The sequence below is a fragment of the Sphingomonas sp. CFBP9019 genome, from assembly GCF_034045155.1.
GTDB lineage: Bacteria > Pseudomonadota > Alphaproteobacteria > Sphingomonadales > Sphingomonadaceae > Sphingomonas > Sphingomonas aerolata.
Genome location: NZ_JAXCWK010000003.1, coordinates 652,079 through 671,891, shown reverse-complemented (window position 1 = coordinate 671,891; position 19,813 = coordinate 652,079). Strand labels below are relative to the sequence as shown.

The following is a 19,813-nucleotide window of genomic DNA, read 5'->3' as shown; positions in this document are numbered from 1 at the left end:
ATCCGATGGCGGACATCGCCTTCGTCTTCCACTGGTCGCCCGATGCCCTGGACGCACTCTCGATCCACGACCTGATGCAGTGGCGCGGGCGCGCCGCGCGCCGCCACAATCCCGAAGGACAGACCCGTGGATCGTAACCTGCGCATCCGCATGCTGCTGGAAGCCGGCGACCGCGTCACCGGTCCGCTGCGCGCCATCGCCGGCGGATCGACCAAGGCCGCGCAGGCGCTCAAGCTGACGCGCGACGGCTTGCGCGCGATCGAGCGCGCGCAGGGCGATATCGCGGGCTTCCGCAAACTGAAGACCGGCCTTTTCGATACCGGCACAGCGCTCGGGACGGCGCGCACGCGCATGGCCGGTTTGCGACAGGAGATCGCCGCGACCGACAAGCCGACCGCGGCACTGACGCGCGCGCTCGCCAAGGCGGAACGCGAAGTGACGACGCTCGGGGCGACCGAGCGCAAGCAGTCGCAGTCGCTGCAGGAAATGTCGCTGCGCCTCCACACCGCCGGCATCGATACGAACGACCTGGCGCGTCACCAGCGCCGGCTACGCACCGAGGCAGTCCAGACCAACCGCACGATCGTCGAGCAGACGGCCGAGGTCGGGCGGCTCGCGGACCGCGAGCGCCGTATGGCGGCCGGCCGCGCGCGCTTCGCGCGGACGCAGGGCATGGCCACCGGGCTGGCGGCCGGCGGTGCCGCGGCGATCGGCACCGGCGTGGCCATGGCCGCCCCGCTGATCGGCAGCATCAAGGCCGCGCAGGACTTTCAGTCGGTGATGACCGACATCGGGCAAAAGGCCGACCTGTCGCGCGCGGCGTCGGACCAGCTCGGCCGCAACCTGCTCGCGTCCGCGCGCGCTGCCAACCAGATGCCGGCCGATCTGCAAGCCGGTGTCGATGCGCTAGCCGGGCTCGGCGCGAAGGTGCCCGACGCAGTCGCGATGATGAAGCCGATCGGCCGCGCCGCGACAGCATACAAGGCCGAGATCGCGGACCTGTCCGCTGCCGCGTTCGCCGCCACCGACAATCTCAAGGTGCCGGTCGCGCAGACCGGCAAGATCATCGACGTCATGGCCAGTGCCGGCAAAGCGGGCGCGTTCGAGATCAAGGACATGGCGCAGTATTTCCCGGCGCTCACCGCCGCGTATCAAGGGCTTGGCCAAACGGGCGTCGGCGCCGTCGCGGATCTCGCCGCCGGTTTGCAGATCGCGCGCAAGGGGGCAGGGGATGCCGCCAGCGCCGGCAGCAACCTCGCCAACATCCTCCAGAAGATCACATCGCCTGCTACCAACAAGGCGTTCGAGAAGATGGGCGTCGATCTGCCCGCCGCGCTGAAGAAGGCCTATGCGGAAGGAAAAACGCCGCTCGAAGCCATTGCCGAGCTGACCAACAAGACGCTGAAGGGCGACCTGTCGAAGCTCGGCTATCTGTTCGAGGATGCCCAGGTGCAGCAGGGACTGCGCCCGCTGATTCAGAACATGGAGGAATTCCGCAAGATCCGCGCCGAGGCGGGCAAGGCCGGGGGCACGACGGACAGCGACTTCGCCGACCGCATGAAGGACTCGGCCGAGCAGTCGAAACAGCTGAAAGTCAACGCGACGACGCTGGCCATCACGCTCGGCTCGCAGCTGCTGCCGACCATCAATGCGATCGTCACGCGCGCCAACGCGTTCGCGACGTGGATCGGCGACGTCGCCAACCGCTATCCCAATGCGACCAAGGCCGTCGCGATCGGTGCCGCGGCGTTCGCTGGGCTGTTCTTCGTGCTGGGGGGCGGCGCGATCGTCATCGCCGGCCTGGTCGCGCCTTTCTCGGCGCTGGCGTTCGCGGCCGGCGCGCTTGGGATCGGTATGCTGCCGGTAATCGGCATCGCGCTCGCGGTCGTCGCCGGGATCGTCGCGATCGGCGCCGCGGCCTATCTCATCTATGCCAATTGGGGCGCGATCGGCGGATGGTTTGCCTGGCTATGGCAGGGGATCAAGGGGACGTTCGCGGGCGCGGTCGACTGGTTCGCGTCGCTGCCGACCCGTTTCGTACAGATCGGTCGCGACATGATCTCCGGCCTGATCCGCGGCATCGTTGGCATGTTCGGTTCGCTGAAAAACACGATCGTCGGCGTCGCCTCGTCCGCGGCGGGCTGGTTCAAGGCAAAGCTCGGCATCCATTCGCCCAGCCGCGTCTTTGCCGGCTTCGGTGGCAATATCGTCGACGGGCTGACCAACGGCATCGCCGCACAGGAGGGCGAGCCGGTCGAGCGCATGGATCGCCTCTCCAGCCGCCTGACGTCCGCGATCGTCACCGGCAGCGCGATCCCGGCGCTGGCAAAGGGCGGTGCCGCCGGCGCCGCCTCCGCACCGGCTGGCGCGGCGAGCACCGCACCCCGCAGCTACACCATCTACATCAACCAGCAGCCGGGTCAGGACGCGCAAGCCCTCGCTCGCGCCGTCGCCGACGAGCTGGACCGCCGCGACCGCGAGACGGCTGCGCGGCGCCGGTCGTCCTTCGCCGACACCCCCGATTACGAGACCGTCTGATGCTGCTCGCGCTTGGCCTGTTTCCCTTCTCGATCCAGACGCTCGCCTTTGACGAGCTGGCGCGCCGTGCGAGCTGGCGCCACGCCACCGCGGCGCGGATCGGTGCGCGCGACGCGACCCAATATACCGGCCCCGGCGAAGAGACGATCACGCTGCCCGGCACCGTCTATGCCGAGATTGCCGACGGCCGCGTGTCGATCGACGAGCTGCGCCGCATGGCGGACAGCGGCGATGCCTGGTCGCTCGTCGACGGGCTCGGCTATGTCTATGGCGCGTTCGTCATCACCGGCATCGACGATCGCGCAAAGGCGTTCTTCCCTGACGGTACGCCGCGCCAGATCGACTTCGCGATCGATCTCCTTCGCGTCGACAGCGACGTCGCATGATCGCCAACATCGCCGCCGTCCGCGTCGTCGTCGACGGCACCGATATCACGCCGCTGCTCGAAGGCCGCGTCGCGCAAGCCGATGGTCGCCCGCCGCGCCGCCGCCTCGTCTCGCTCGGCATCACCGAAAAACGCGGCGAGGAGGCCGATCAGCTCGATCTCGTCATCGACGACACCGATGGCGCCGTCGCGCTTCCGCCGACGGGCGCAAAGATCCACGTCTGGCTCGGCTGGAAGCAGGGCAGCGACGTCACGCCCGGCCTGGTCGACAAGGGATGGTTCATCGTCGACGAGGTCGCGCATGGCGGCCCGCCCGACCTGATCACGATCCGCGCGCGCTCGGCCGACTTCACCAGCGACCTGAAGACCAGGCGGGAGAGGAGCTGGCACGGCACGACGCTCGGCGCGATCGTGACCGAGATCGCCGAGTGGCACCAGCTGACGCCGCGCTGCGCGGCCAGCCTCGCCGACATCGCGGTTACGGCAAAGGCACAGAACCGCGAAAGCGACCTCGCCTTCCTCCGCCGCCTCGGCCGGGAGCGCGGCGCGGTGGCAAAGATCGCACGCGGCGTGCTGATCTTCTCGCCGCTCGCCGCCGGCACGACACCGTCCGGCAGACCCATCGCGACCGTCACCATCGCGCGACGCGACGGCGACGCCCACCAGTTCAGCCGCCAAAAGCGCGACGACGTGCCGGGGGTGAAGGCGACGTGGCACGACCGAAGGTCCGGCAAACGCGAGCAGTGCGTGGCCGGGAAGGTGGAGGGGGCAAAGACGCTGTCCCGCGTCTACGCCAACGAGGCGGACGCACAGGTCGCTGCCAATTCGGCGAATGGTCGCGCGGGGCGGGAGCCGGCTTCGCTTAGCCTTACGCTGTCGCTTGGTCGACCGGAAGTCCACGTTGGAATGAAGTCGAGCGTTAGCGGATACAAGCTACCTATAGACGGTGTCGCTTGGCTGGTTATCGAAGTGACGCACACATTCAGCGATCGGGGTTATTCGACCGGGCTAAATCTTGAAGCCATATGATGCCGATGATCGCGCGAACTACTAGGAACGCTTTCGCTTAGCAGCCAATGATCTGACGACTAACTAATACTATTGAAGCGTCGCGTGCGCTCGTTCAATAATAGCGAGCCATATGACTGCGGTCATCTTCAAACGAGTAATTTAATAATTCGTGCGGTGTAGCTCTCGCTGAGCACAGCGCAGGTCTGGTAGTTAATAAAAAACTACAGTGTAAACAGGAGATATAAACTATATTTGGTACAAAACATGAAACTGTTATTATAACAGTATTTTTAATACTTGTTAAATACTACCATTATGCAAATGTGATGGAGATCCATCTATTAAGTAATTTTCGATAAGGAATTGTTTGACTTCATTACTGACTGGTGAGCGTCCGGCAAATTGGCGAATCTCATTTTCGACATTTTGCAATGCCTTCATTGCCATTCGCTCTGACATTTCCAAACTCATTAGCTTGGCGTCCAAATCATACTCGCCAAATTCGTTATCTCTTAGCAAACTCTTTGCTTCTCTTATATCCGAACGAATAGATTTAAGTTTATCTATGTAATCTTTCGCATGGCGCTGTAAATACTGAAACTCTTTCCGTTCCTTGACGGACATTTCGTTTGGCTCGGATAAGACTCGTGTGCGCACGACTTCGAACGCCATGCGTTTTTGCTCTTCTAATTTTTGAACCTGATGAACGACATCCTCATTGGCCTTAAACACGCTGAGCATTCCCGACAATGGCAGCAAGTGAAGGGATTTACCATCTGAAGCGCGGCGGTACTCCTCGATCAACTCGGGGCGGGGCTGGAAAGTGCCATGTCGCTTCACCCACCAGTCGGGTTTCTCCTCCTCTGTGACAAAGATGCAATGAACCTTGCGCCTCTCACCTTCCTGCAAGATCGTCTGCCAGACGAGATAGTCACCGATCCCGCCATCCTCCTTCTGCTGATCCTTGTAACCGGGCGCGATCTTAAGACGGGCTCGACGCGCAACCTCTTTGCTCACAGCCTCACGATCCGCAGGTTTAACTACGAAGTCAGAGACGCATCCTCCAAGTATGTTGCGGTAGAGTAAGGAGACGCGATCGGCCCCAATCTCGTCTTTTAAACGCTCGTTTACCTTCTCCAGTTTTTCAGCGACTTCTTTTCCCTTATTAATCATATCCTTTCCAAGTTCGCGAGCAGCAAGATAATCGGCGTCATCTTCCAAAAGAGGAATACTTTTATCAAATATTTGCTTCTTAGCTTTTGTGATAGCTGCATCGATAGCATCGGCTATCGCCGTGATCTTGTTACTTCGATTCTTATAAAATTCGCGCGCAGCCTGACCTGGAACAACCATTCGTCCAGCGGCACAAAGCTCCGTATATACTCGTTCTACCTCACCAACGGAGGCCGATGTAAACTCGAAGGGAAGTAGCAAAACGTTAGCGTCAAGGACGACAACGGAATCGTTACTCGCAGCCTCTAAGCTGACTTGATCGTGCTCGAACAAGGCTTTTGCGTCGGGATACAAATCAGTGAGCCAGAAGGCATCGCTGTCCTTAAGAGGCACAATCGGTTCGGGGCCACCCCGTTTGCTACTGTCAGTCATAGATATTGGTTAGACCCCAAATCAGTAGCATGAAAGCGATGCGAAAAAACGTACGTGCTCCTCAGCTAAACGTCCAGACGTCGAAACAAAAACGTGCCAAAATGGAGTTTTGCCTTACTGTCACTGCTGCCATTATGACTGTCGGACTGAACTGACTTTAGCCGGCCGCGATGGCGCGACTAATTCCGAGCTGCCTGATGACCGCCTATTTGAGCGCCGGCCGCGGCTCAGATCGGTCAGGCCGGTCCTTGCGGCAATCGACACCCGCCGCCTTAAGTAGTTCAATGTTGAGTAAATGGCAGTTTTAGCAGGCCCCCCTATTTTTGTTGGATTTCGTGCCGTACGGGCTGGAACATAATGAGAACGATATGAGTCGGCGATATGGTGTCAGTGTTCCAGTCTCAGCCTCGATGTGAGCGCGGATGCGCTCGGTGCGAAACCACCTGCGCTATGCTCGCCGTCGTGCGGGACGATCGTCATGACCACCTTGAGTTTCGCCTGGCGGAGCACCGCCATCGTCCGAGTCTTCGAACACTAACGGCCCTTGCAGAAGCCCGAGCCCTTTGGGCAGCATCCGTGCAAGCTCATCAGAAAGAGCAACCTGAGACATCCCCTCAGACGCCTTCAAGATGCCAAGAAACATTCGGGCCAAGGCCCGCTGATCAGGCAGCAATACCTGCATGGTGGCGACCTGCACGGTCGGCCTAGGGCGCGGGGGAGCGGCGCCTTTAAGGGGATCATCGACGTCACCTGTGAGATAGGCGGGCGACGTCGCCAGTTCTCGCGCGATAGCCGCAATATGCGTCGAGCCACGAGACTGCCCGACGACCAGCTTATGGATGGTCTGCTGGCTGATGCCCACGCGTCGCGCCAATTCGGACTGCGACAGTCCATTGGCTTTTAGCCGCTCAGCTAATCGTTCACCGTCAATCATATCAGCACGCTACAATCAATGGTGTAGTTGCATATGGACGAATATGTGTTGACTAGACTACAACCATATGTGTAGTCAAAGGGTATGGATATCGCATCCCCTTCTGCATCGCTGAAAACCGCGGTTCTCAAATCAGGTTCGCAATCTGCATTCGCACGGCTGTGTGGCGTTTCGCAGACCGCCGTCTGGAAATGGCTGCAATCCGCGAAGCGGCTGCCCGCTGAGCATGTGCTCAAGGTTGAGCGGGCGACCGGCGTTTCCAAGCATCTTCTTCGTCCCGACATCTACCCTGAGACTGACGAAGTAATCGCGGAGGCAGCCGCCGTCGATTGTAATCAATCCGCAGTATTCCAGCGGAGGGCTTCGCTGTGACCAAGCCCCGCATCCCCGACACCTTTCCCGACGCGATGATCAAGGTTCTCGCGCAGATCAAAGGGGAAGGCGCCGCTGCCGCAGTCGGCAAAGCAGTAAGCACCGTTTACGCGTGGTCCAACCCGAACAGCGACACGCTGCCTTCGCTTCTCGAAGCCCTTGCGCTCGACACCGCGCACCGGCTTGCCGGCGGCGAGGGTGCGCCGTTCCGCGACGCGTTTAGCCACCAACTTGGAATCAAGGTCGAGCAGGAGGATGCGTGCCGCCGCCAGCTGGTCTCGGACTCGATCGACTTCGTCCGCGAGGCAGGTGAACTGACCTCCGCCCTTTTCAGCGTCTCCCAACCCGGCGCCTCCCCGCTCGATCATCATCGCGCGCTGGTCGAGGCACAGCAGGTTGACGGCGTTCTGCGTCGCATTCGTCGGCGCCTGCCAAATTTCCTTCGTCCCGCCATGTCGACGGGGCCGGGGAATGCCGGGGGGACCCATCAGTGACGAAGAAGAGAAACTACACGCCCCGCGTTCCCGCGACGGTGTGCCCGCACTGCCTGACGCGCTCGATCGCCTATGACTCGGTCGAGATCGACCGGCTGACGCGCGAGATCCGCTATGTCTGCCAGAATCCTGATTGCGGCCACACGTTCGTGGCGCAGCTCGGCATTTTCCGCACGGTACGGCCGAGCATGATACCGAACCCGGCGATCCGCCTGCCGCACGGCCAGTGGCGCTCGAAGCCCGCGAACGACGACAACCGCGTGCCCGCCAATGACGACGACCAGCCCGACGCGGCGGAGGTTTCGCCAGCCCCTGGCTGATCCCCTGATCTGACCTCCGCGGCCGATCCGCCGCCAGGCTCCTGAACCATCCCCCCGTCACTCCGGAAGATCCCACTTCCGGCGCCGTCACCCCTTTGTCTGGAAGGATTGCCCCATGATCCATGTCGCGATGCCCACCGAACGACGCCGCCCGGCGCCCTCGGTTCTCCTGCCGCTGACGCCTGCGCACTATCTGCGTCTGCGCCGTATTGCCGCTGGCCTGTCGGTCGACGCGGTCGCACGCAGCATCAGCGCGAACAACCAGGCCGAAGCGCGGGCGCTCGTCATGCTGCTCGAAACCGAGGGATCGACGGCGCGCTATCGCGAGACCGTCGAGGCGTTTGCGGATGCCTTCCCGATCGATATCGACGTGTACTTTCAGCTGCGCGACACGCCGGCCGAAGATCATCCCCGGATCTGCCGCGGCTGCGGGTGCAGCGAGAGCGATCCGTGCGTCGCGGGCGACGGCTCGCACACGTGCGGCTGGCGCGGGCCGGCGACGTGCTCGCGTTGCGTTACCGCTCCTGCCGCCCCGGTGCTCCAGTGATCGCTGCCGCTGCAACCAGCCGCTCGCGCATCGAGCGCCGCATGCGTCACCGCCGCGTGGCGAAGGTCGTCGTCGCGATCGTGCTCGCAGTGATCTGGGTGCCGGTCGCGATCATCATGCTTGCCGCCGGTATGGCGGATCGGCGCGGTTGATGGCCCAGCACATCCTCCACGGCTTCGGCATCGGCTTGCTTATGGGCGGTGGCGCTGCGGCGCTCGGCGTCATCGTCGGGTCGATCGCACCGCAATGGCAGCGCATCTGCCGCCTCGCTCTCGGTAACGTCGAGCCGACCATCAACCCGGCTGTAGAGGAGGCCATCCAATGAACGGCGTCGAACAGCAGCGCTTGCCCATAGGCTATCGGGTCCTCGCGGTCGGCACGGCGTCGCTGCTCTGCTGGATGCCGATCGCCGCATGGTGGGCTTTGTGACGAAGCAGCAGTCGCCGCCTGCCACGGCCGACATGCCACGCGGCGTCCCTGCTGGCTCGGCCCATCGCTTCTGCTCGGACCCGTTCGCCGGTCTTGGCGAAACGCTTTCTACAAGAACGCCCACTGGCGCGTCCTCTGGCCTCCCAAGCATCTGCAGGAATTCCATGGTGATCAGCACCGCTCCCCCCGAAGCACGCGAAATCGAAACGTCCGCAGCCCTTGAGAGGCGTTCCCCAAAGCGGGAACAGCGCGGCCTCCCGATCGAGATATCGCGGATGATGGGGCTCCAAACCGCATACGAGATCCTCGGCGGCAAAAAGGCGCTGGCTGATGCGCTCGGGGTCGGCGTCCGAAGCCTGAACCACAAACTCAACGCCGATCGCGGTGTGTCGAACCTCGACCTGTTCGTCACCGCCAGGACGCTTGAGACGCGCGCTGCGAAGATGATGCAGCATGCTGCAAAGCTGCGCGCGGTCCTCGCCGATACCCAACGCGAATTGATCCAGTCATGAGTGCGCGTGCCCTTGTTCGCCAAGCTGACCTCGCGCGTGTATTCCGTGCGGCCGCGAAAGTCGGCATCCCCGTGCGCGTCGAGATCGAACCCGGCCGGATCATCGTCACGACCGGGGCAGGGGTCGTACCCGCCGGCGCGAACAGCTTGGACGAGATGTTCGCGTGAAGCGGCGCTGGCTTCCGAAGCACGTCAGCACGTTCCGCGACCGGCATGGCAAGGCCCATTACCGGTATCGCCGGACGGGCTTCGTCACCTATTATTTTAAGAACGAGCCGGGGACCGACGCGTTTCTGGCCGAGCTGCGCGCGTGCAACGAAGGCGTCAGCGCGCCAGCGATCGAAGCCGGCGCCAATCGCGCCGCGGTCGGTACGTTCGACGATCTGCTGTCCCGCTACTACCGCTCGCCTGACTTTCTTGATCCGGGCGAGCGAACGCGCGTCGTCTACCGTGGAACGCTCGAGCGCTGGCGCTCGCGGACCCGCAAGGGGCGGCGGTATGGCGAGATCATGGTGCGCGAGCTGCAGCCGCGGCACGTCGAAGCAATGCTCGCCGAGCTGCTGCCGCACCGGACGTCGGCGAACATGCTCCGCAAGCGGCTCTCTGCCCTGATCAAGTTCGCCATGCGTATCGGCATGGCCGGCTCGAACCCGGTCATCGTCACGCGGCCCTTCAAGGTCAGCGGGGGCGGGTTCCACAGCTGGAGCGAGGAAGAGATCGCCGCGTACGAACGGCGCCACGCGATCGGCACGGTCGCCCGGCTGGCGTTCGATCTGATGATCTGGACAGGCCAGCGCGGCGGTGATGCCCGTAAGATGGGCCCCGCTAGCGTTCGCGACACCCGGCTTGAACTGACGCAGGAAAAGACGAAGGTCTTCGTGTCGCTGCCGATCATGCCCGGCCTGGCGGAATCGATCCTCGCGACGCCGACGGTCGGTGCTTTCTTCGTCGTTACCGAGTTCGGCAAGCAGTTCTCGGTGAAGGGCTTCGGCAACAAGTTCCGCCAATGGTGCGACGAGGCTGGCCTGCCGAATTGCTCGGCACACGGGCTGCGCAAGGCCGCCGCGCGGCGCTTCGCCGAGGCCGGATGTTCGAATCAGGAGATCAAGGCGTGGACCGGTCACACGACCGACAGCGAGGTCGCGCGGTACACCGCCGCGGCCGATCAGCGCACGCTTTCAGACACCGCCGCGGACAAGCTTTTGGCTAACCTTGCGGAAAGGTTAGCCAAAGATGCCGCTAAGGCATTGAAATCAGGGGAAAATAAATGAAGTTTGGTGCACCCGACTGGATTCGAACCAGTGGCCTCTGCCTTCGGAGGGCAGCGCTCTATCCAGCTGAGCTACGGGTGCCTGAGGCGTGCGCGTAGCAAAGCCTAGTCGGGTGCGCCAGCCATTTTCTTGGCCGCGCCGATCTTGGCGGCGACCTTGGGCGGCGGGGTCTTGGGCTTGAACGCGCACAGGTCCGCGACGAGGCAGCGCCAGCATTCGGGGGTGCGCGCTTTGCAGACATAGCGGCCGTGCAGGATCAGCCAGTGATGCGCGTGGAGGCGGAAGGGCTGGGGGGTGGCCGCGTCGAGCTTCAGCTCGACCGCGAGCGGGGTCTTGCCGCGCGCGAGGCCGGTGCGGTTGCCGACGCGGAAGATGTGCGTGTCGACCGCGAAGGTCTCCGCGCCGAACGCGACGTTGAGCACGACATTGGCGGTCTTGCGGCCGACGCCGGGCAGGCGTTCGAGCGCGGCGCGGTCGTTCGGGACGACGCCGTCATGCTCGTCGACGAGCATCTGCGACAGCGCGATGACGTTCTTGGCCTTGGTGTTGTACAGGCCGATCGTCTTGATGTGCTCCTTCAGCGCGTCGAGCCCGAGCGCGAGCATCGCCTGCGGCGTGTCGGCGATGCGGAACAGCGCGCGCGTCGCCTTGTTGACGCCGATGTCGGTCGCCTGTGCGGACAAGGCGACCGCGACGACGAGCGTGTAGGGATTGACGAATTCGAGCTCGGTCTCGGGATGCGGATCGGCCTCGGCGAGCCGCGCATAGAAGTCGACGACGTCGGCCTTCTTCACTGGCTCACAGCCCCAGCACGTCGCCCATCCGGTAGCGGCCGGCGGGCTGGTCGGCGAGCCAGAGCGCCGCGCGCACCGCACCGCGTGCGAAGATGCTGCGATCGTCGCCGCGGTGGTTGAGCTCGATCCGCTCGCCTTCGCCCGCGAAGATCACGCTGTGGTCGCCGATCACCGACCCGCCGCGCAGCGACGCGAAACCGATCGTCCCCTCGCTGCGTGCGCCGACCAGCCCGGCGCGGCTGTCGACGCGCAGTTCTGCAAGCGTCGAATCGCGCCCGCGCGCGGCGGCCTCGCCGAGCAGCAGCGCGGTGCCCGACGGCGCGTCGACCTTGTGCCGGTGATGCATCTCGACGATCTCGACGTCCCAGTCGGGGCCGAGCCGCGCCGCGGCCTCGCGTACCAGGATGCCGAGCAGCGTGACGCCGAGCGAGGTGTTGCCGGTCTGGAGGATCGCGATGTCGGCAGCCGCCGCGTCGATCAGCGACTGGTGCTGCGGGGTCAGGCCGGTCGTGCCGATGACGAGCGCGGTGCCCGCCGCGCGCGCGGCGGCGAGATGCGCCTCGATCGCCGAGGGGGTCGAGAAGTCGACCAGCACGTCGGCGGCGGCCGCGAGCGGGCTGGGGTCGTCGCCCGCATCGACGCCGCCCGCGAGCGTCGCGCCCGCGGTCTCGATCGCGTCGGTGATCGCGCGGCCCATCCGGCCGGCGCTGCCATAAATGCCGATCGCGGTCATGCGGGCCCGGGGGGCGGACGGAGGCGAGGTCGGTGCAATCATGCGCGCGCTTTCGCACGAAGCGGGGGGTCGCGAATAGACCCCAAATCCGCGCGATAGCGTTATCGCGGGACGGGCGGGACGGGCGGGAGCGACCGGACGAGGTCGAGATCGGCGGGCTTGTCGACATCGACCGCGGCCAGCCCGTACGGCGTCGCGACCGCTGCCGCGACCAGCCCCGCCTTGCGCCCGAGATGCGCGATCGCATCGCCGAGCGTCAGCCGGCCCAGCGCATAGCGCAGCAACAGCCCCGGGCCGAGCCGGCGGACGATCCGCCACGGCCGCTTGCGATCCGCCTCGACCTGCCGCCACAGATCGATCGCGGCGATCGACCTGGGGGTAGCGAAGCGGAACAGGTTGCACCCCGACCAGCCGCCATCGGCGAAGCGGAGATAGGTGCGTCGCGTCCCCGGCGCCGCCGCCTCGACCACATCGCGTCGCGCGAGCAGCACCGCGACATCGGCGTCGGCGGGGATGTCGGACTGGAACCGCGTGATCCATTCGGGCCGGAGCAGCGCATGATCCGCGGTGGTCACGAGCAGCGGGGTGCCAAGCGCGGCGATCCCGTCGCCGACGCTCAGACTCGGGCCGCTCGCGGCGTCGAGCACCCGCAGCCCCAGCGCGACCGCATGATCGCGCACCGCGGCGTCCGATACCGATACCGCGATCACGCCCGCGCCCGCCTGTCGCAGTGCGTCCGCGACCCGCGCGAGCAAGGTCCGTCCCTCGAGCAGGATCAGCGCCTTGTGCGCGACGCCCGCATAGGCCGCGAGCGGATCGACGCCACCGCGCGACCCGGCGAGGATCAGCGCGTTGAACGGGGTAGGCACGGCGTCCGTCATGCCGCCTGCCGCGCGCGCCAGACGCGCCACAGCACGCCGGGCGCGGCAAGGATCGGATGCCGCTCGGCCCAGGGCGACAGCGGCACGGCGATCCCGGTATGCCGCTCGATCTTCCACGCGCCGTAACGGGCGGCGCCGTCGAAGGTGAAGGCGGCGCGCATCAGCCGGGCGATGTTGATCGGCTTGCCCGCGCGCCGTCGCAGCCGCCACGCGCGCAGCACCGCGGCGCGGCGTGCGGGCGGCAGGGCAGGGCGCAGCGCCTCGCCCTCGGCCGTCACGGCGATCCCGTCCGCCGCCCAGGCGAGCGGGAGCAGCCGGTCATAGCGGTCGGGGTCGAAGCCGATGATCTGATCCTCGCGCCCGCCCTTTTCGACGCGGAATTCGGCGGCATAGGTCTGGCGGAACAGCGCCCGCCAATAGTCGCGCGGGGTGCCCGTCTCGGGGCCGAGCGCGGCGGCGAACCGGGCGGCGGAACGTGCGGCGGCGGCGATCGCCTCAGCGATCCGCGCGGTCGTCGCCTCGTCGCGCGACCACACCAGCGCACAGGGCTGCACGAACCGCGTCCAGATCGTGGTGTCGAGCGTCCCCGCGTCCGCCGCCTTGGCGAAGGTCGACAGCCGCATCGTCGCGATCTTCGCGCGCAGCGTCTCGCCCGCCTCGTCGAACTCGCGGTAGCTGACGGTCGGCCAGATGCCGCGTTCGGGCGGACCCGCAGTGAGCACGTAGAAGTCGAGCACGCCCTCGGTCGCCCCGGTCCGCAGGTTCGAGCCGTAGAACAGGATGCCGATCGCGCCGGGCGTCGCCGCGAGCGCCTCGGCGACACGCCGCACCGCAGGGATCACCGGGGCGGCGAGCTGGTCGCGGACGAGCGCGCCGAGCGTCGCGCTCACGGGACGACGAAGCTGATCGGCGCCGCTTGGCGGATCGTCAGCGCGCCGCCCGGATAGACTTCGCCGTCGAGGATGAAGCCCGCCTCCATCGTCACGTCGAGCGCGGGCGTGTCGATCCGGTGATAGCCCGCCCGGTCGAGCCATTTGGCCGGCGAGCCCGCGACGATCAGCGGTGCGGCGGCGGCGAGCCAGCGCGGCGGCGCATCGACCAGCAGCGTCTTCAGCCCGTCGCGCGCGGCGCCGAACGGCTGGACGCCCAGCGGCATCCGCGTCAGCGTCGAGGCGAGCAGGATGTAGCGATGCGTGTCGGTGTCCGCGACCCGGCCGGCATCGGCGGCGGCATCGTAGCGGACGTGCATCCGGTTGCCCGCGCGCCACATCCCCGATGCGCGCCCGAACAGCGTCTGGACGATCGCCCAGCTCAGCGCGACGCCGACCGCGAAGCCCTTGAACGCGCCCGCGCGGTGCGCGCGCTGCGCCAGCCCGGTCGCCTCGACGAACGCGCCCGCGCCGAACAGGAATCCGCGGAGTTTCTGGCCGGTGCCGGCGCGTTCGACCTCGACCGGGCGACGGACGATGCTCGCGCCGTCGCGCGCCGCGGCGAGCGCCTGGTCGAGCGTCCAGTGATCGGGGATGCCGAGATCGAGCGCGAGCGCGTTGGTCTTGCCCGACGGCACGATCGCGACCCGCGGCATCGCGCCCGTCCACACCGTCGCCGCCGCGGTCAGCACGTCGCGGATCGTGCCGTCGCCGCCGTCGATCACCAGCAGCTCGATCCCGTGCTGCGCGAAATCGGTCAGCACCTCGGCCAGTTCGGCCTGGGTCCGCGGCGTGACCGCGAGCACCGTGCCCGACACGAACGGCCGCGTCGCCTCGACGCTGCTGCGGTTACGGTGGCTCTTGGGGTTGCAGATGATCCCGGTGCGGATCTGCGACGCAGCACTGCGCGCGGTCACGTCCGGTGCCGCGCCGCGTCTGGCCGCTGGAAACGGCACGCCATCAAAGGCCTGGAAATTGGAAACGGCGTCGCTCACACTCTTGGCTACCTGTCGCAGGCTAGTATCGCTACATTTTTATGGCACGTCTGCCCTTGATCGACGCTAGCGCCGATACCGCATCTTCATCCGCACGACCGTCCCCCCGGCCGGCAGCGCCACCCGCGCCGACGCGAAGGATGGCAGGCCGACCGATGTGGGGGCGTCGTTCGAAAATCCAAACCCCTCCTTGGGCAGGAACAGCGTGCGGTTGAAATCATGGTCGCTGTTCTCGTCATGATATTGCGCGATCGCGTAATAACCGGGCTTCAGCCAGAAACAGGCGTGCGGCTGCGCGGCGGGCACGCGCGCGCGCGCCAGCTTGCCGCCCTTGGACAGGAACCGGCCCTTGTCGTCGGGATAGACGGTGAACGCGACCTCGCCGACCGCATTGTGCAGCGTGGTCGCCTCGAGCACGAGCTTGGCCGCGCCGTTCCCCGGCGTGCCGACGCACGTCTCCGCGGCAGCCGCGGACGTCGAGGCGAGCGTTGCACCCGCGGCGAGCGCGAGCAGGAGAGGCAGATTCGTCATGGGGGACCCTTGCAATCGCATAACGGCAATTTGGAGGCCAATGACGTCGGCTCTGTGAACCCGCGCTTTATCGACCGCGGCGGGGCGTGCCGCTCTCAGGGACGGCTGCGCGTCAGATTCGCCGCAGCAAAGCCGAGCAGGATCGCGACCGCGACCGAGCCGATCGCGACGCCCATCGCCACCCCGGACGAACCATAGAGCGGCATCAAGGCGAACGCGCCGATGAACAGCAGGATGACGCCGACGACGCGGATCGCGAACACCGTGCCCGCGCGGTTGACCGCGGTCAGCACGGTGTCGAGGCTGACCGTCGCCAGGTCGAAGCACCCCGCCGCCGCGAGCCACAAAAGCACCGGATAGGCGCTGCCGAACGACTTGCCGCCGACCAGTTTGAGCATCGGTTCGCCGATCAGCGCAACGACCGCGAGGATCGCGAGCGCCGCTGCGCTGCTCGCCAGCATCGTCCGCACCAGGATGTAGCGGAGCCGCTCGGGCGCCGCGGTCCGCACCGCGCGGACGATTTCGGGGAAGGCGGCGCGCGAGAGGAGCTGCGACAATTTGGCGAGCGCCTGCGCGACCTGTGCCGCGAGCCGGAACGCACCCGCCGCGGCCGGGCCGATCGACGCGCCGACGAGCAGCAGCGGGATCTGCTTGCTCGACAGGCCGAGCGTCGCGCTGGCATTGGTGCTCAGCGCGAACTTCACCACGCCCGGATTTTCCGCGACCAGCGCGCGCCAGCCGCTGCGCCCGCCCAGCAGCAGCGCGAAGTCGCCGCTGCGCCACACCATGATCCAGTAGGTCGCCGCGGTGACCAGCTCGGCCGCGGCCCAGGCGATCATGAAGCCGCGGATCGTCGGGTCGAACAGCATCGCCGCGCCCGCGCCGACGAAGCGGATCACCGGCGTCATGCTGTCGGCGAGTGCGGAGAGCGAGAATTTGTCGCGCAGCCGCAGGATGCCGAGCGGGGTCGATCGGATCGTCAGCAGCTGGATCACCGCGAAGACCAGCGTGTAGTGCATCAGGTCGCGCGGAATGCCGAACGCGTTCGCCCAGATCTGGAGGATGCCGATCGTCAGCAGCGCGCCAAGGATCGCGCTCGACAGGTCGAGCCGCGCCGCCAGCCGGAAGAGCCGCGCGAGCCGCGGGCTGTCACCGTCGTGGAGCGGCTGGACGCCGTACTGGACGATGATCTGCCACGTCTGGAAGCCGACGAACGTCGTCAGCGCCTGGACCGCGCCGGTGATCAGCGCGAACCGGCCGAAATCGACGACCCCCAATGTGCGCGTCGCAAAGCCGAGATAGAAGAGCGACAGGATCGCCAGCACGCTGCGGCTCGCGAGCAGCCAGCCCAGGTTGCGCGCCGCCGAACGCAGCACGCCACCGAAATCCTTGGTCGTGGGGGAAGGGGCGGGGGCCTGGGTCATGCGCCCTGCGGCCCCTAAAGCGCGCGGTGCGGTGCGGCAAGTCGCGGCCGCAAGACCGCCCGCCGAACCGCCCGATCCGACGCGATCAGGCGAGCCAGCTCGTGATCGCGCCGCCCTTCGCGCGCCGTGCCATCGCCTGGAACAGTCGGACGAGATGGACGACCAGCGAGATCGCGGTCCACGCCGCTACGCCGATGATCCCCCAGTCGGGCCGCGTCACGACCAGCCCCGCGAACAGGATCACCATGTTCGGGTTGCGCCGCGCGGTGATCAGCCGGAACCAGCTGTCGAAGCGTTCCCAGACATGGATGTGCATCCCGAACCGGACGATGAACGCGCCCTCGATCAGCCGCTGCGCGACATAGCCGAACAGCATCGTGCCGATCACCGCCCAGAAGGTCGCATCGTCGAGCGGCCGGCCATAGGGCGCGCAGCCCGCCGCCCAGGCCCACCACCAGAAGGGCGGATGGACCAAGTCGACGCCGTGATCCCACGCATTGCCGAGCTTCGACGCGGTGATCGTGCAGCGCGCGAGCTTTCCGTCGACGGTGTCGAGCACCATGAAGACGAGGCCGGTGGCAAGCCCCGTCCAGAACCAGCCATACCAGAAGGCGATCGTCGCGACGATGCACAGCACCGATCCCATCGCGGTGACCTGGTTCGGCGTGATCCCCGCGCGCGCGCAGACCCGGGTGACCGCCAGCGCCCATTCGGGCCAGAGATATTTGGTCAGCAGGTCGGTGACGCCCTTGTACGCGCCGACATAGCTCGCCCGCTCGATCGCGGGGACCGCGGCGGGGACGAGCCGCTCGGCAAACGGCTTCTCGCGTTTGCGCAGCGCCTCGTTGAGGATCCCCTCGTCCGATTCGGCGGCGATGAGCGTCAGCCCGCTGGCGGCGTCGAGGGTTGCGTCCGCCTGCATCGCCGCGGCGACCCGCGCGCGCTCCTCCGCGGTCCGGACATGCGCCAGCACGGGAACGCCCGCGCGCGTCATCACGGTGCCGGGGCGCGTTTTCAGATGCGCGGTCCAGACCGGGTCGAACGCGAACGCCATGTTGGCGAGGATCGCGGGGCCGTCCGCCGCGTCGCTTCCGGCAAAGCCCTGCGCCACGCCGATCCGACGCAGCCGCTCGTCATTGCGCATCCCCCAGAGCGGGGTCGGATTGTCGCCCAGGGGCACGAGTGCTGGCATGTCTTGCATCCGCTGCCCGATAGCCGATTGCGCGCGGATTGCGAGCCCGGGCTGGATCAGCGCAGCGCGGCGAGCACCGCCTGCGCCGCGCGCGCGGGTGCGCCGCCCGACACGTCGCCGAGCGCGGTCTCGACGAACCGCGTCTGGAAATCCCGATATCCGGAATGCAGCGTCGGTGCGGCGTCGATCGCGGGCATGAGTGCGTCGAGGCCGTCGACCACCGCGCCTGCGCCCCACATCGCATAAGAGGGATCGTCCACCCAGTCGGCGCCCAGCGCGTTCAGGAACACGCAGGGCCGCGGGCGCATCATATATTCGACCACCTGGCTCGACGTATCGCCGAGATACAGGTCGGCGGCGGCGGTGTAGCTGCCATCGACCATCGCGAAGCTGTCGAGATCGGCATGCACGCCCGCGCGGCCGGCGAGCCCGGCGACGAAGCCGCGCAGCTCGGGCGCGCGCTCGACCAGCCGCTGGTGCGGCGCGAAGATCAGATTGTAGCGGCCGTCGGCGAGGATCCGTTCGACCACCTCGGGCCCCCAGCGCCACCAGGACGAGCGGTGCGCCTGCCAGTGCGGGGTGTAGAGGATCACCGGCCGCGGATCGGCAAACAGCCGCGCGGCGGGGGTGCGCTGGCGGAACGCGGCCTTCACATAGCCGGTGGTGACGATCCGCTCGGGCGCGTCGCCGCCGTCGATCAGCGCCTGCCGGTCGCGCTCGGCCGCGACCAAGGTGCGCCAGCCCGCGCGCCGCCGCCAGTGGCCGCGCGCCATCATCGACCCCGCACCGTGGAACGTATCGATGAACCGCGTCCGCAGCGGCAGCGTCGCGGGCAGCCACAGGCTGGTCTGTTCGGCGCACACCACCACCGGCGTGCCCCGCAGATGCGGCAGGAGGCGGAACAGCGTCGGCAGCTTGGGCGGCAGCGGCGGATTGTCGCCCTCGACATGGCCGGGCAGCGCGCGAAACCCCGGCGCGCGCCGGATAGTGACCTGCCCAAGCCCCGTGCTCCAGCGTGCAAGCAGCGTCTCGTGGACCGAGGTGCTGACCCACAATTCGATCGGCAGCGTCGGCTCGGCAGCGGCGAGCGCCTCGACGATCGGATAGAGATGCGGGATCAGCAACGTCTCGCCGAGGAACAGGAACGCGACCTTGCGGGTCATGACGCCTGCCAATGCGCAATGTCCTCGGGCCGGTCGATCTCCTGCCAGCGCGCACCGGCGGGGATCCGCAGCGCGCGGACGCCGGCGCCCTCGGCGACGCGGCGCACGACCGCGTGGTGATAGGCGTGGATCCCCTCGTCCTCGCCTATCACCGCGCGCAGCGCGTCGGCATAGGCGGTGCCGCCGCCCGACAGGATCAGCCCGAGCGAGCGGTCGGTCGCCTGATGCCCGACCAGATGCTTGCCGACCGCGATCACCCGCTCGCCCTCCGCCTCGACCAGCATGTCGTCGAGGCCGGGTTCGTGGAGCGGCTCGACCACCAGGGTCACGCCGGGCGCGGGCTCGGCACGCGCCGCCTGCAGGATCGCGGCGTCGAACAGCGTGTCGCCGTTCATCAGCGCGAACGCGGCGCCCAGATGCGCGCGCGCCGCCCAGACGCTGCCGATGCTGTTGGCGACCGACCAGAAGGGGTTGAAGAGCAGCGTCGTCGGCGGATCGCCGCGCCGCCCGGCCAGATGCGCGGCGATCTGGTCGATGCGATACCCGCCGACGATCACCGCACCATCGAACCCCGCCGCGGCGACCGCGTCGAGCTGCGAATCGAGGATTGCCCGCCCGCCGACCTGCACGAGGCATTTCGGCGTGCTGAGCGTCAGCGGCAGGAGCCGCGATCCGTGGCCCGCGGCAAGGATGATGGCCTTCATGGCACCCGCTTATGCATCAACTGTGGCAGGAAAATGCAGCGCTTCGTCCG

General features: G+C 66.7%; 24 protein-coding genes and 1 tRNA gene. 12 read left to right on the top strand and 13 right to left on the bottom strand.

Features of this window, described 5'->3' with window-relative positions; all coding sequences use genetic code 11:
* Positions 1–5: 5 nt before the first annotated feature.
* Genes SOM18_RS11195 through SOM18_RS11180 form a run of 4 tightly spaced genes read left to right on the top strand, consistent with a single transcriptional unit; the run spans position 6 to position 3,952 of the window.
* Positions 6–137, top strand: coding sequence for a GpE family phage tail protein (locus SOM18_RS11195; RefSeq protein ID WP_320481665.1), 132 nt, complete (start codon positions 6–8; stop codon positions 135–137).
* On the top strand, positions 127–2,538 hold the full coding sequence (locus SOM18_RS11190; protein ID WP_320481664.1) for a phage tail tape measure protein: 2,412 nt from the start codon (positions 127–129) through the stop codon (positions 2,536–2,538). Before SOM18_RS11195 ends, SOM18_RS11190 begins: the two co-directional genes overlap by 11 nt.
* Positions 2,538–2,924 carry a phage tail protein gene (locus SOM18_RS11185; RefSeq protein WP_320481663.1) on the top strand — a complete coding sequence of 129 codons (387 nt, stop codon included), beginning with the start codon at positions 2,538–2,540 and terminating at the stop codon, positions 2,922–2,924. The genes SOM18_RS11190 and SOM18_RS11185 overlap by 1 nt, the downstream gene beginning before the upstream one ends.
* Complete coding sequence (locus tag SOM18_RS11180) at positions 2,921–3,952, top strand: contractile injection system protein, VgrG/Pvc8 family (protein ID WP_320481662.1); 1,032 nt, start codon at positions 2,921–2,923, stop codon at positions 3,950–3,952. The genes SOM18_RS11185 and SOM18_RS11180 overlap by 4 nt, the downstream gene beginning before the upstream one ends.
* Before the next feature lie 282 nt (positions 3,953–4,234).
* On the opposite strand, the gene SOM18_RS11175 is transcribed toward SOM18_RS11180, so the two are convergent.
* Positions 4,235–5,539, bottom strand: a complete 1,305-nt coding sequence (locus tag SOM18_RS11175; RefSeq protein WP_320481661.1) for a PIN-like domain-containing protein — start codon at positions 5,537–5,539, stop codon at positions 4,235–4,237.
* A gap of 448 nt (positions 5,540–5,987) precedes the next feature.
* Complete coding sequence (locus SOM18_RS11170) at positions 5,988–6,473, bottom strand: helix-turn-helix transcriptional regulator (RefSeq protein WP_320481660.1); 486 nt, start codon at positions 6,471–6,473, stop codon at positions 5,988–5,990.
* 84 nt (positions 6,474–6,557) lie between these two features.
* Between SOM18_RS11170 and SOM18_RS11165 the strand changes: the two genes are divergently transcribed.
* From SOM18_RS11165 to SOM18_RS11130, 8 genes are all read left to right on the top strand, one after another.
* Positions 6,558–6,845: a transcriptional regulator gene (locus SOM18_RS11165; protein ID WP_320481659.1), complete on the top strand. Its 288-nt coding sequence runs from the start codon at positions 6,558–6,560 to the stop codon at positions 6,843–6,845.
* Positions 6,842–7,339, top strand: coding sequence for a hypothetical protein (locus SOM18_RS11160; protein ID WP_320481658.1), 498 nt, complete (start codon positions 6,842–6,844; stop codon positions 7,337–7,339). The genes SOM18_RS11165 and SOM18_RS11160 overlap by 4 nt, the downstream gene beginning before the upstream one ends.
* Positions 7,336–7,659: an ogr/Delta-like zinc finger family protein gene (locus SOM18_RS11155; protein ID WP_051916603.1), complete on the top strand. Its 324-nt coding sequence runs from the start codon at positions 7,336–7,338 to the stop codon at positions 7,657–7,659. Before SOM18_RS11160 ends, SOM18_RS11155 begins: the two co-directional genes overlap by 4 nt.
* A 115-nt stretch (positions 7,660–7,774) precedes the next feature.
* Positions 7,775–8,206 carry a hypothetical protein gene (locus tag SOM18_RS11150; protein ID WP_320481657.1) on the top strand — a complete coding sequence of 144 codons (432 nt, stop codon included), beginning with the start codon at positions 7,775–7,777 and terminating at the stop codon, positions 8,204–8,206.
* Positions 8,207–8,357: 151 nt separating this feature from the next.
* Positions 8,358–8,531: a hypothetical protein gene (locus tag SOM18_RS11145; RefSeq protein WP_320481656.1), complete on the top strand. Its 174-nt coding sequence runs from the start codon at positions 8,358–8,360 to the stop codon at positions 8,529–8,531.
* Positions 8,532–8,799: 268 nt separating this feature from the next.
* Positions 8,800–9,147, top strand: coding sequence for a hypothetical protein (locus tag SOM18_RS11140; RefSeq protein WP_320481655.1), 348 nt, complete (start codon positions 8,800–8,802; stop codon positions 9,145–9,147).
* Positions 9,144–9,314: a hypothetical protein gene (locus tag SOM18_RS11135; protein ID WP_156363523.1), complete on the top strand. Its 171-nt coding sequence runs from the start codon at positions 9,144–9,146 to the stop codon at positions 9,312–9,314. Before SOM18_RS11140 ends, SOM18_RS11135 begins: the two co-directional genes overlap by 4 nt.
* The gene (locus SOM18_RS11130) at positions 9,311–10,417 is read left to right on the top strand and encodes a tyrosine-type recombinase/integrase (RefSeq protein WP_320481654.1); all 1,107 of its coding nucleotides are present in this window, start codon (positions 9,311–9,313) and stop codon (positions 10,415–10,417) included. The genes SOM18_RS11135 and SOM18_RS11130 overlap by 4 nt, the downstream gene beginning before the upstream one ends.
* A gap of 4 nt (positions 10,418–10,421) precedes the next feature.
* On the opposite strand, the gene SOM18_RS11125 is transcribed toward SOM18_RS11130, so the two are convergent.
* From SOM18_RS11125 to SOM18_RS11075, 11 genes are all read right to left on the bottom strand, one after another.
* Positions 10,422–10,498: transfer RNA gene (locus SOM18_RS11125), tRNA-Arg, on the bottom strand.
* 23 nt (positions 10,499–10,521) lie between these two features.
* Positions 10,522–11,211: an endonuclease III gene (nth, locus tag SOM18_RS11120; protein WP_031441705.1), complete on the bottom strand. Its 690-nt coding sequence runs from the start codon at positions 11,209–11,211 to the stop codon at positions 10,522–10,524.
* Positions 11,212–11,215: 4 nt separating this feature from the next.
* Positions 11,216–11,944, bottom strand: coding sequence for a 4-hydroxy-tetrahydrodipicolinate reductase (gene dapB, locus SOM18_RS11115; protein ID WP_056405144.1), 729 nt, complete (start codon positions 11,942–11,944; stop codon positions 11,216–11,218).
* A gap of 101 nt (positions 11,945–12,045) precedes the next feature.
* Complete coding sequence (locus SOM18_RS11110) at positions 12,046–12,825, bottom strand: nucleotidyltransferase family protein (RefSeq protein WP_320481653.1); 780 nt, start codon at positions 12,823–12,825, stop codon at positions 12,046–12,048.
* Positions 12,822–13,715 (bottom strand): hypothetical protein, encoded by an 894-nt coding sequence (locus tag SOM18_RS11105; RefSeq protein WP_192007421.1) that lies wholly within the window; start codon positions 13,713–13,715, stop codon positions 12,822–12,824. The genes SOM18_RS11110 and SOM18_RS11105 overlap by 4 nt, the downstream gene beginning before the upstream one ends.
* Complete coding sequence (locus SOM18_RS11100) at positions 13,712–14,749, bottom strand: diacylglycerol/lipid kinase family protein (RefSeq protein WP_056405148.1); 1,038 nt, start codon at positions 14,747–14,749, stop codon at positions 13,712–13,714. Before SOM18_RS11100 ends, SOM18_RS11105 begins: the two co-directional genes overlap by 4 nt.
* 66 nt (positions 14,750–14,815) lie before the next feature.
* On the bottom strand, positions 14,816–15,280 hold the full coding sequence (locus tag SOM18_RS11095) for a DUF2141 domain-containing protein (protein ID WP_042467124.1): 465 nt from the start codon (positions 15,278–15,280) through the stop codon (positions 14,816–14,818).
* A 95-nt stretch (positions 15,281–15,375) separates the two neighbouring features.
* A complete protein-coding gene (locus SOM18_RS11090; RefSeq protein WP_042467122.1) occupies positions 15,376–16,704 on the bottom strand; it encodes a lipopolysaccharide biosynthesis protein in 1,329 nt (442 codons plus the stop codon).
* Between the two features lie 85 nt (positions 16,705–16,789).
* The gene (locus SOM18_RS11085) at positions 16,790–17,896 is read right to left on the bottom strand and encodes a CDP-alcohol phosphatidyltransferase family protein (protein ID WP_414712113.1); all 1,107 of its coding nucleotides are present in this window, start codon (positions 17,894–17,896) and stop codon (positions 16,790–16,792) included.
* 56 nt (positions 17,897–17,952) lie between these two features.
* A complete protein-coding gene (locus tag SOM18_RS11080; RefSeq protein WP_320481651.1) occupies positions 17,953–19,059 on the bottom strand; it encodes a hypothetical protein in 1,107 nt (368 codons plus the stop codon).
* Positions 19,056–19,763, bottom strand: coding sequence for an NTP transferase domain-containing protein (locus SOM18_RS11075; RefSeq protein WP_037532820.1), 708 nt, complete (start codon positions 19,761–19,763; stop codon positions 19,056–19,058). Before SOM18_RS11075 ends, SOM18_RS11080 begins: the two co-directional genes overlap by 4 nt.
* Positions 19,764–19,813: the final 50 nt, after the last annotated feature.

Excerpts from the sequence above, each read along its gene's own strand:
- SOM18_RS11195 (WP_320481665.1), top strand. The coding sequence starts at position 6 with ATGGCGGACATCGCCTTCGTCTTCCACTGGTCGCCCGATGCCCTGGAC.
- SOM18_RS11185 (WP_320481663.1), top strand. The coding sequence starts at position 2,538 with ATGCTGCTCGCGCTTGGCCTGTTTCCCTTCTCGATCCAGACGCTCGCC.
- SOM18_RS11180 (WP_320481662.1), top strand. The coding sequence starts at position 2,921 with ATGATCGCCAACATCGCCGCCGTCCGCGTCGTCGTCGACGGCACCGAT.
- SOM18_RS11175 (WP_320481661.1), bottom strand. The coding sequence starts at position 5,539 with ATGACTGACAGTAGCAAACGGGGTGGCCCCGAACCGATTGTGCCTCTT.
- SOM18_RS11170 (WP_320481660.1), bottom strand. The coding sequence starts at position 6,473 with ATGATTGACGGTGAACGATTAGCTGAGCGGCTAAAAGCCAATGGACTG.
- SOM18_RS11165 (WP_320481659.1), top strand. The coding sequence starts at position 6,558 with ATGGATATCGCATCCCCTTCTGCATCGCTGAAAACCGCGGTTCTCAAA.
- SOM18_RS11150 (WP_320481657.1), top strand. The coding sequence starts at position 7,775 with ATGATCCATGTCGCGATGCCCACCGAACGACGCCGCCCGGCGCCCTCG.
- SOM18_RS11145 (WP_320481656.1), top strand. The coding sequence starts at position 8,358 with ATGGCCCAGCACATCCTCCACGGCTTCGGCATCGGCTTGCTTATGGGC.
- SOM18_RS11140 (WP_320481655.1), top strand. The coding sequence starts at position 8,800 with ATGGTGATCAGCACCGCTCCCCCCGAAGCACGCGAAATCGAAACGTCC.
- SOM18_RS11135 (WP_156363523.1), top strand. The coding sequence starts at position 9,144 with ATGAGTGCGCGTGCCCTTGTTCGCCAAGCTGACCTCGCGCGTGTATTC.
- dapB (WP_056405144.1), bottom strand. The coding sequence starts at position 11,944 with ATGACCGCGATCGGCATTTATGGCAGCGCCGGCCGGATGGGCCGCGCG.
- SOM18_RS11110 (WP_320481653.1), bottom strand. The coding sequence starts at position 12,825 with ATGACGGACGCCGTGCCTACCCCGTTCAACGCGCTGATCCTCGCCGGG.
- SOM18_RS11095 (WP_042467124.1), bottom strand. The coding sequence starts at position 15,280 with ATGACGAATCTGCCTCTCCTGCTCGCGCTCGCCGCGGGTGCAACGCTC.
- SOM18_RS11090 (WP_042467122.1), bottom strand. The coding sequence starts at position 16,704 with ATGACCCAGGCCCCCGCCCCTTCCCCCACGACCAAGGATTTCGGTGGC.
- SOM18_RS11085 (WP_414712113.1), bottom strand. The coding sequence starts at position 17,896 with ATGCCAGCACTCGTGCCCCTGGGCGACAATCCGACCCCGCTCTGGGGG.
- SOM18_RS11080 (WP_320481651.1), bottom strand. The coding sequence starts at position 19,059 with ATGACCCGCAAGGTCGCGTTCCTGTTCCTCGGCGAGACGTTGCTGATC.
- SOM18_RS11075 (WP_037532820.1), bottom strand. The coding sequence starts at position 19,763 with ATGAAGGCCATCATCCTTGCCGCGGGCCACGGATCGCGGCTCCTGCCG.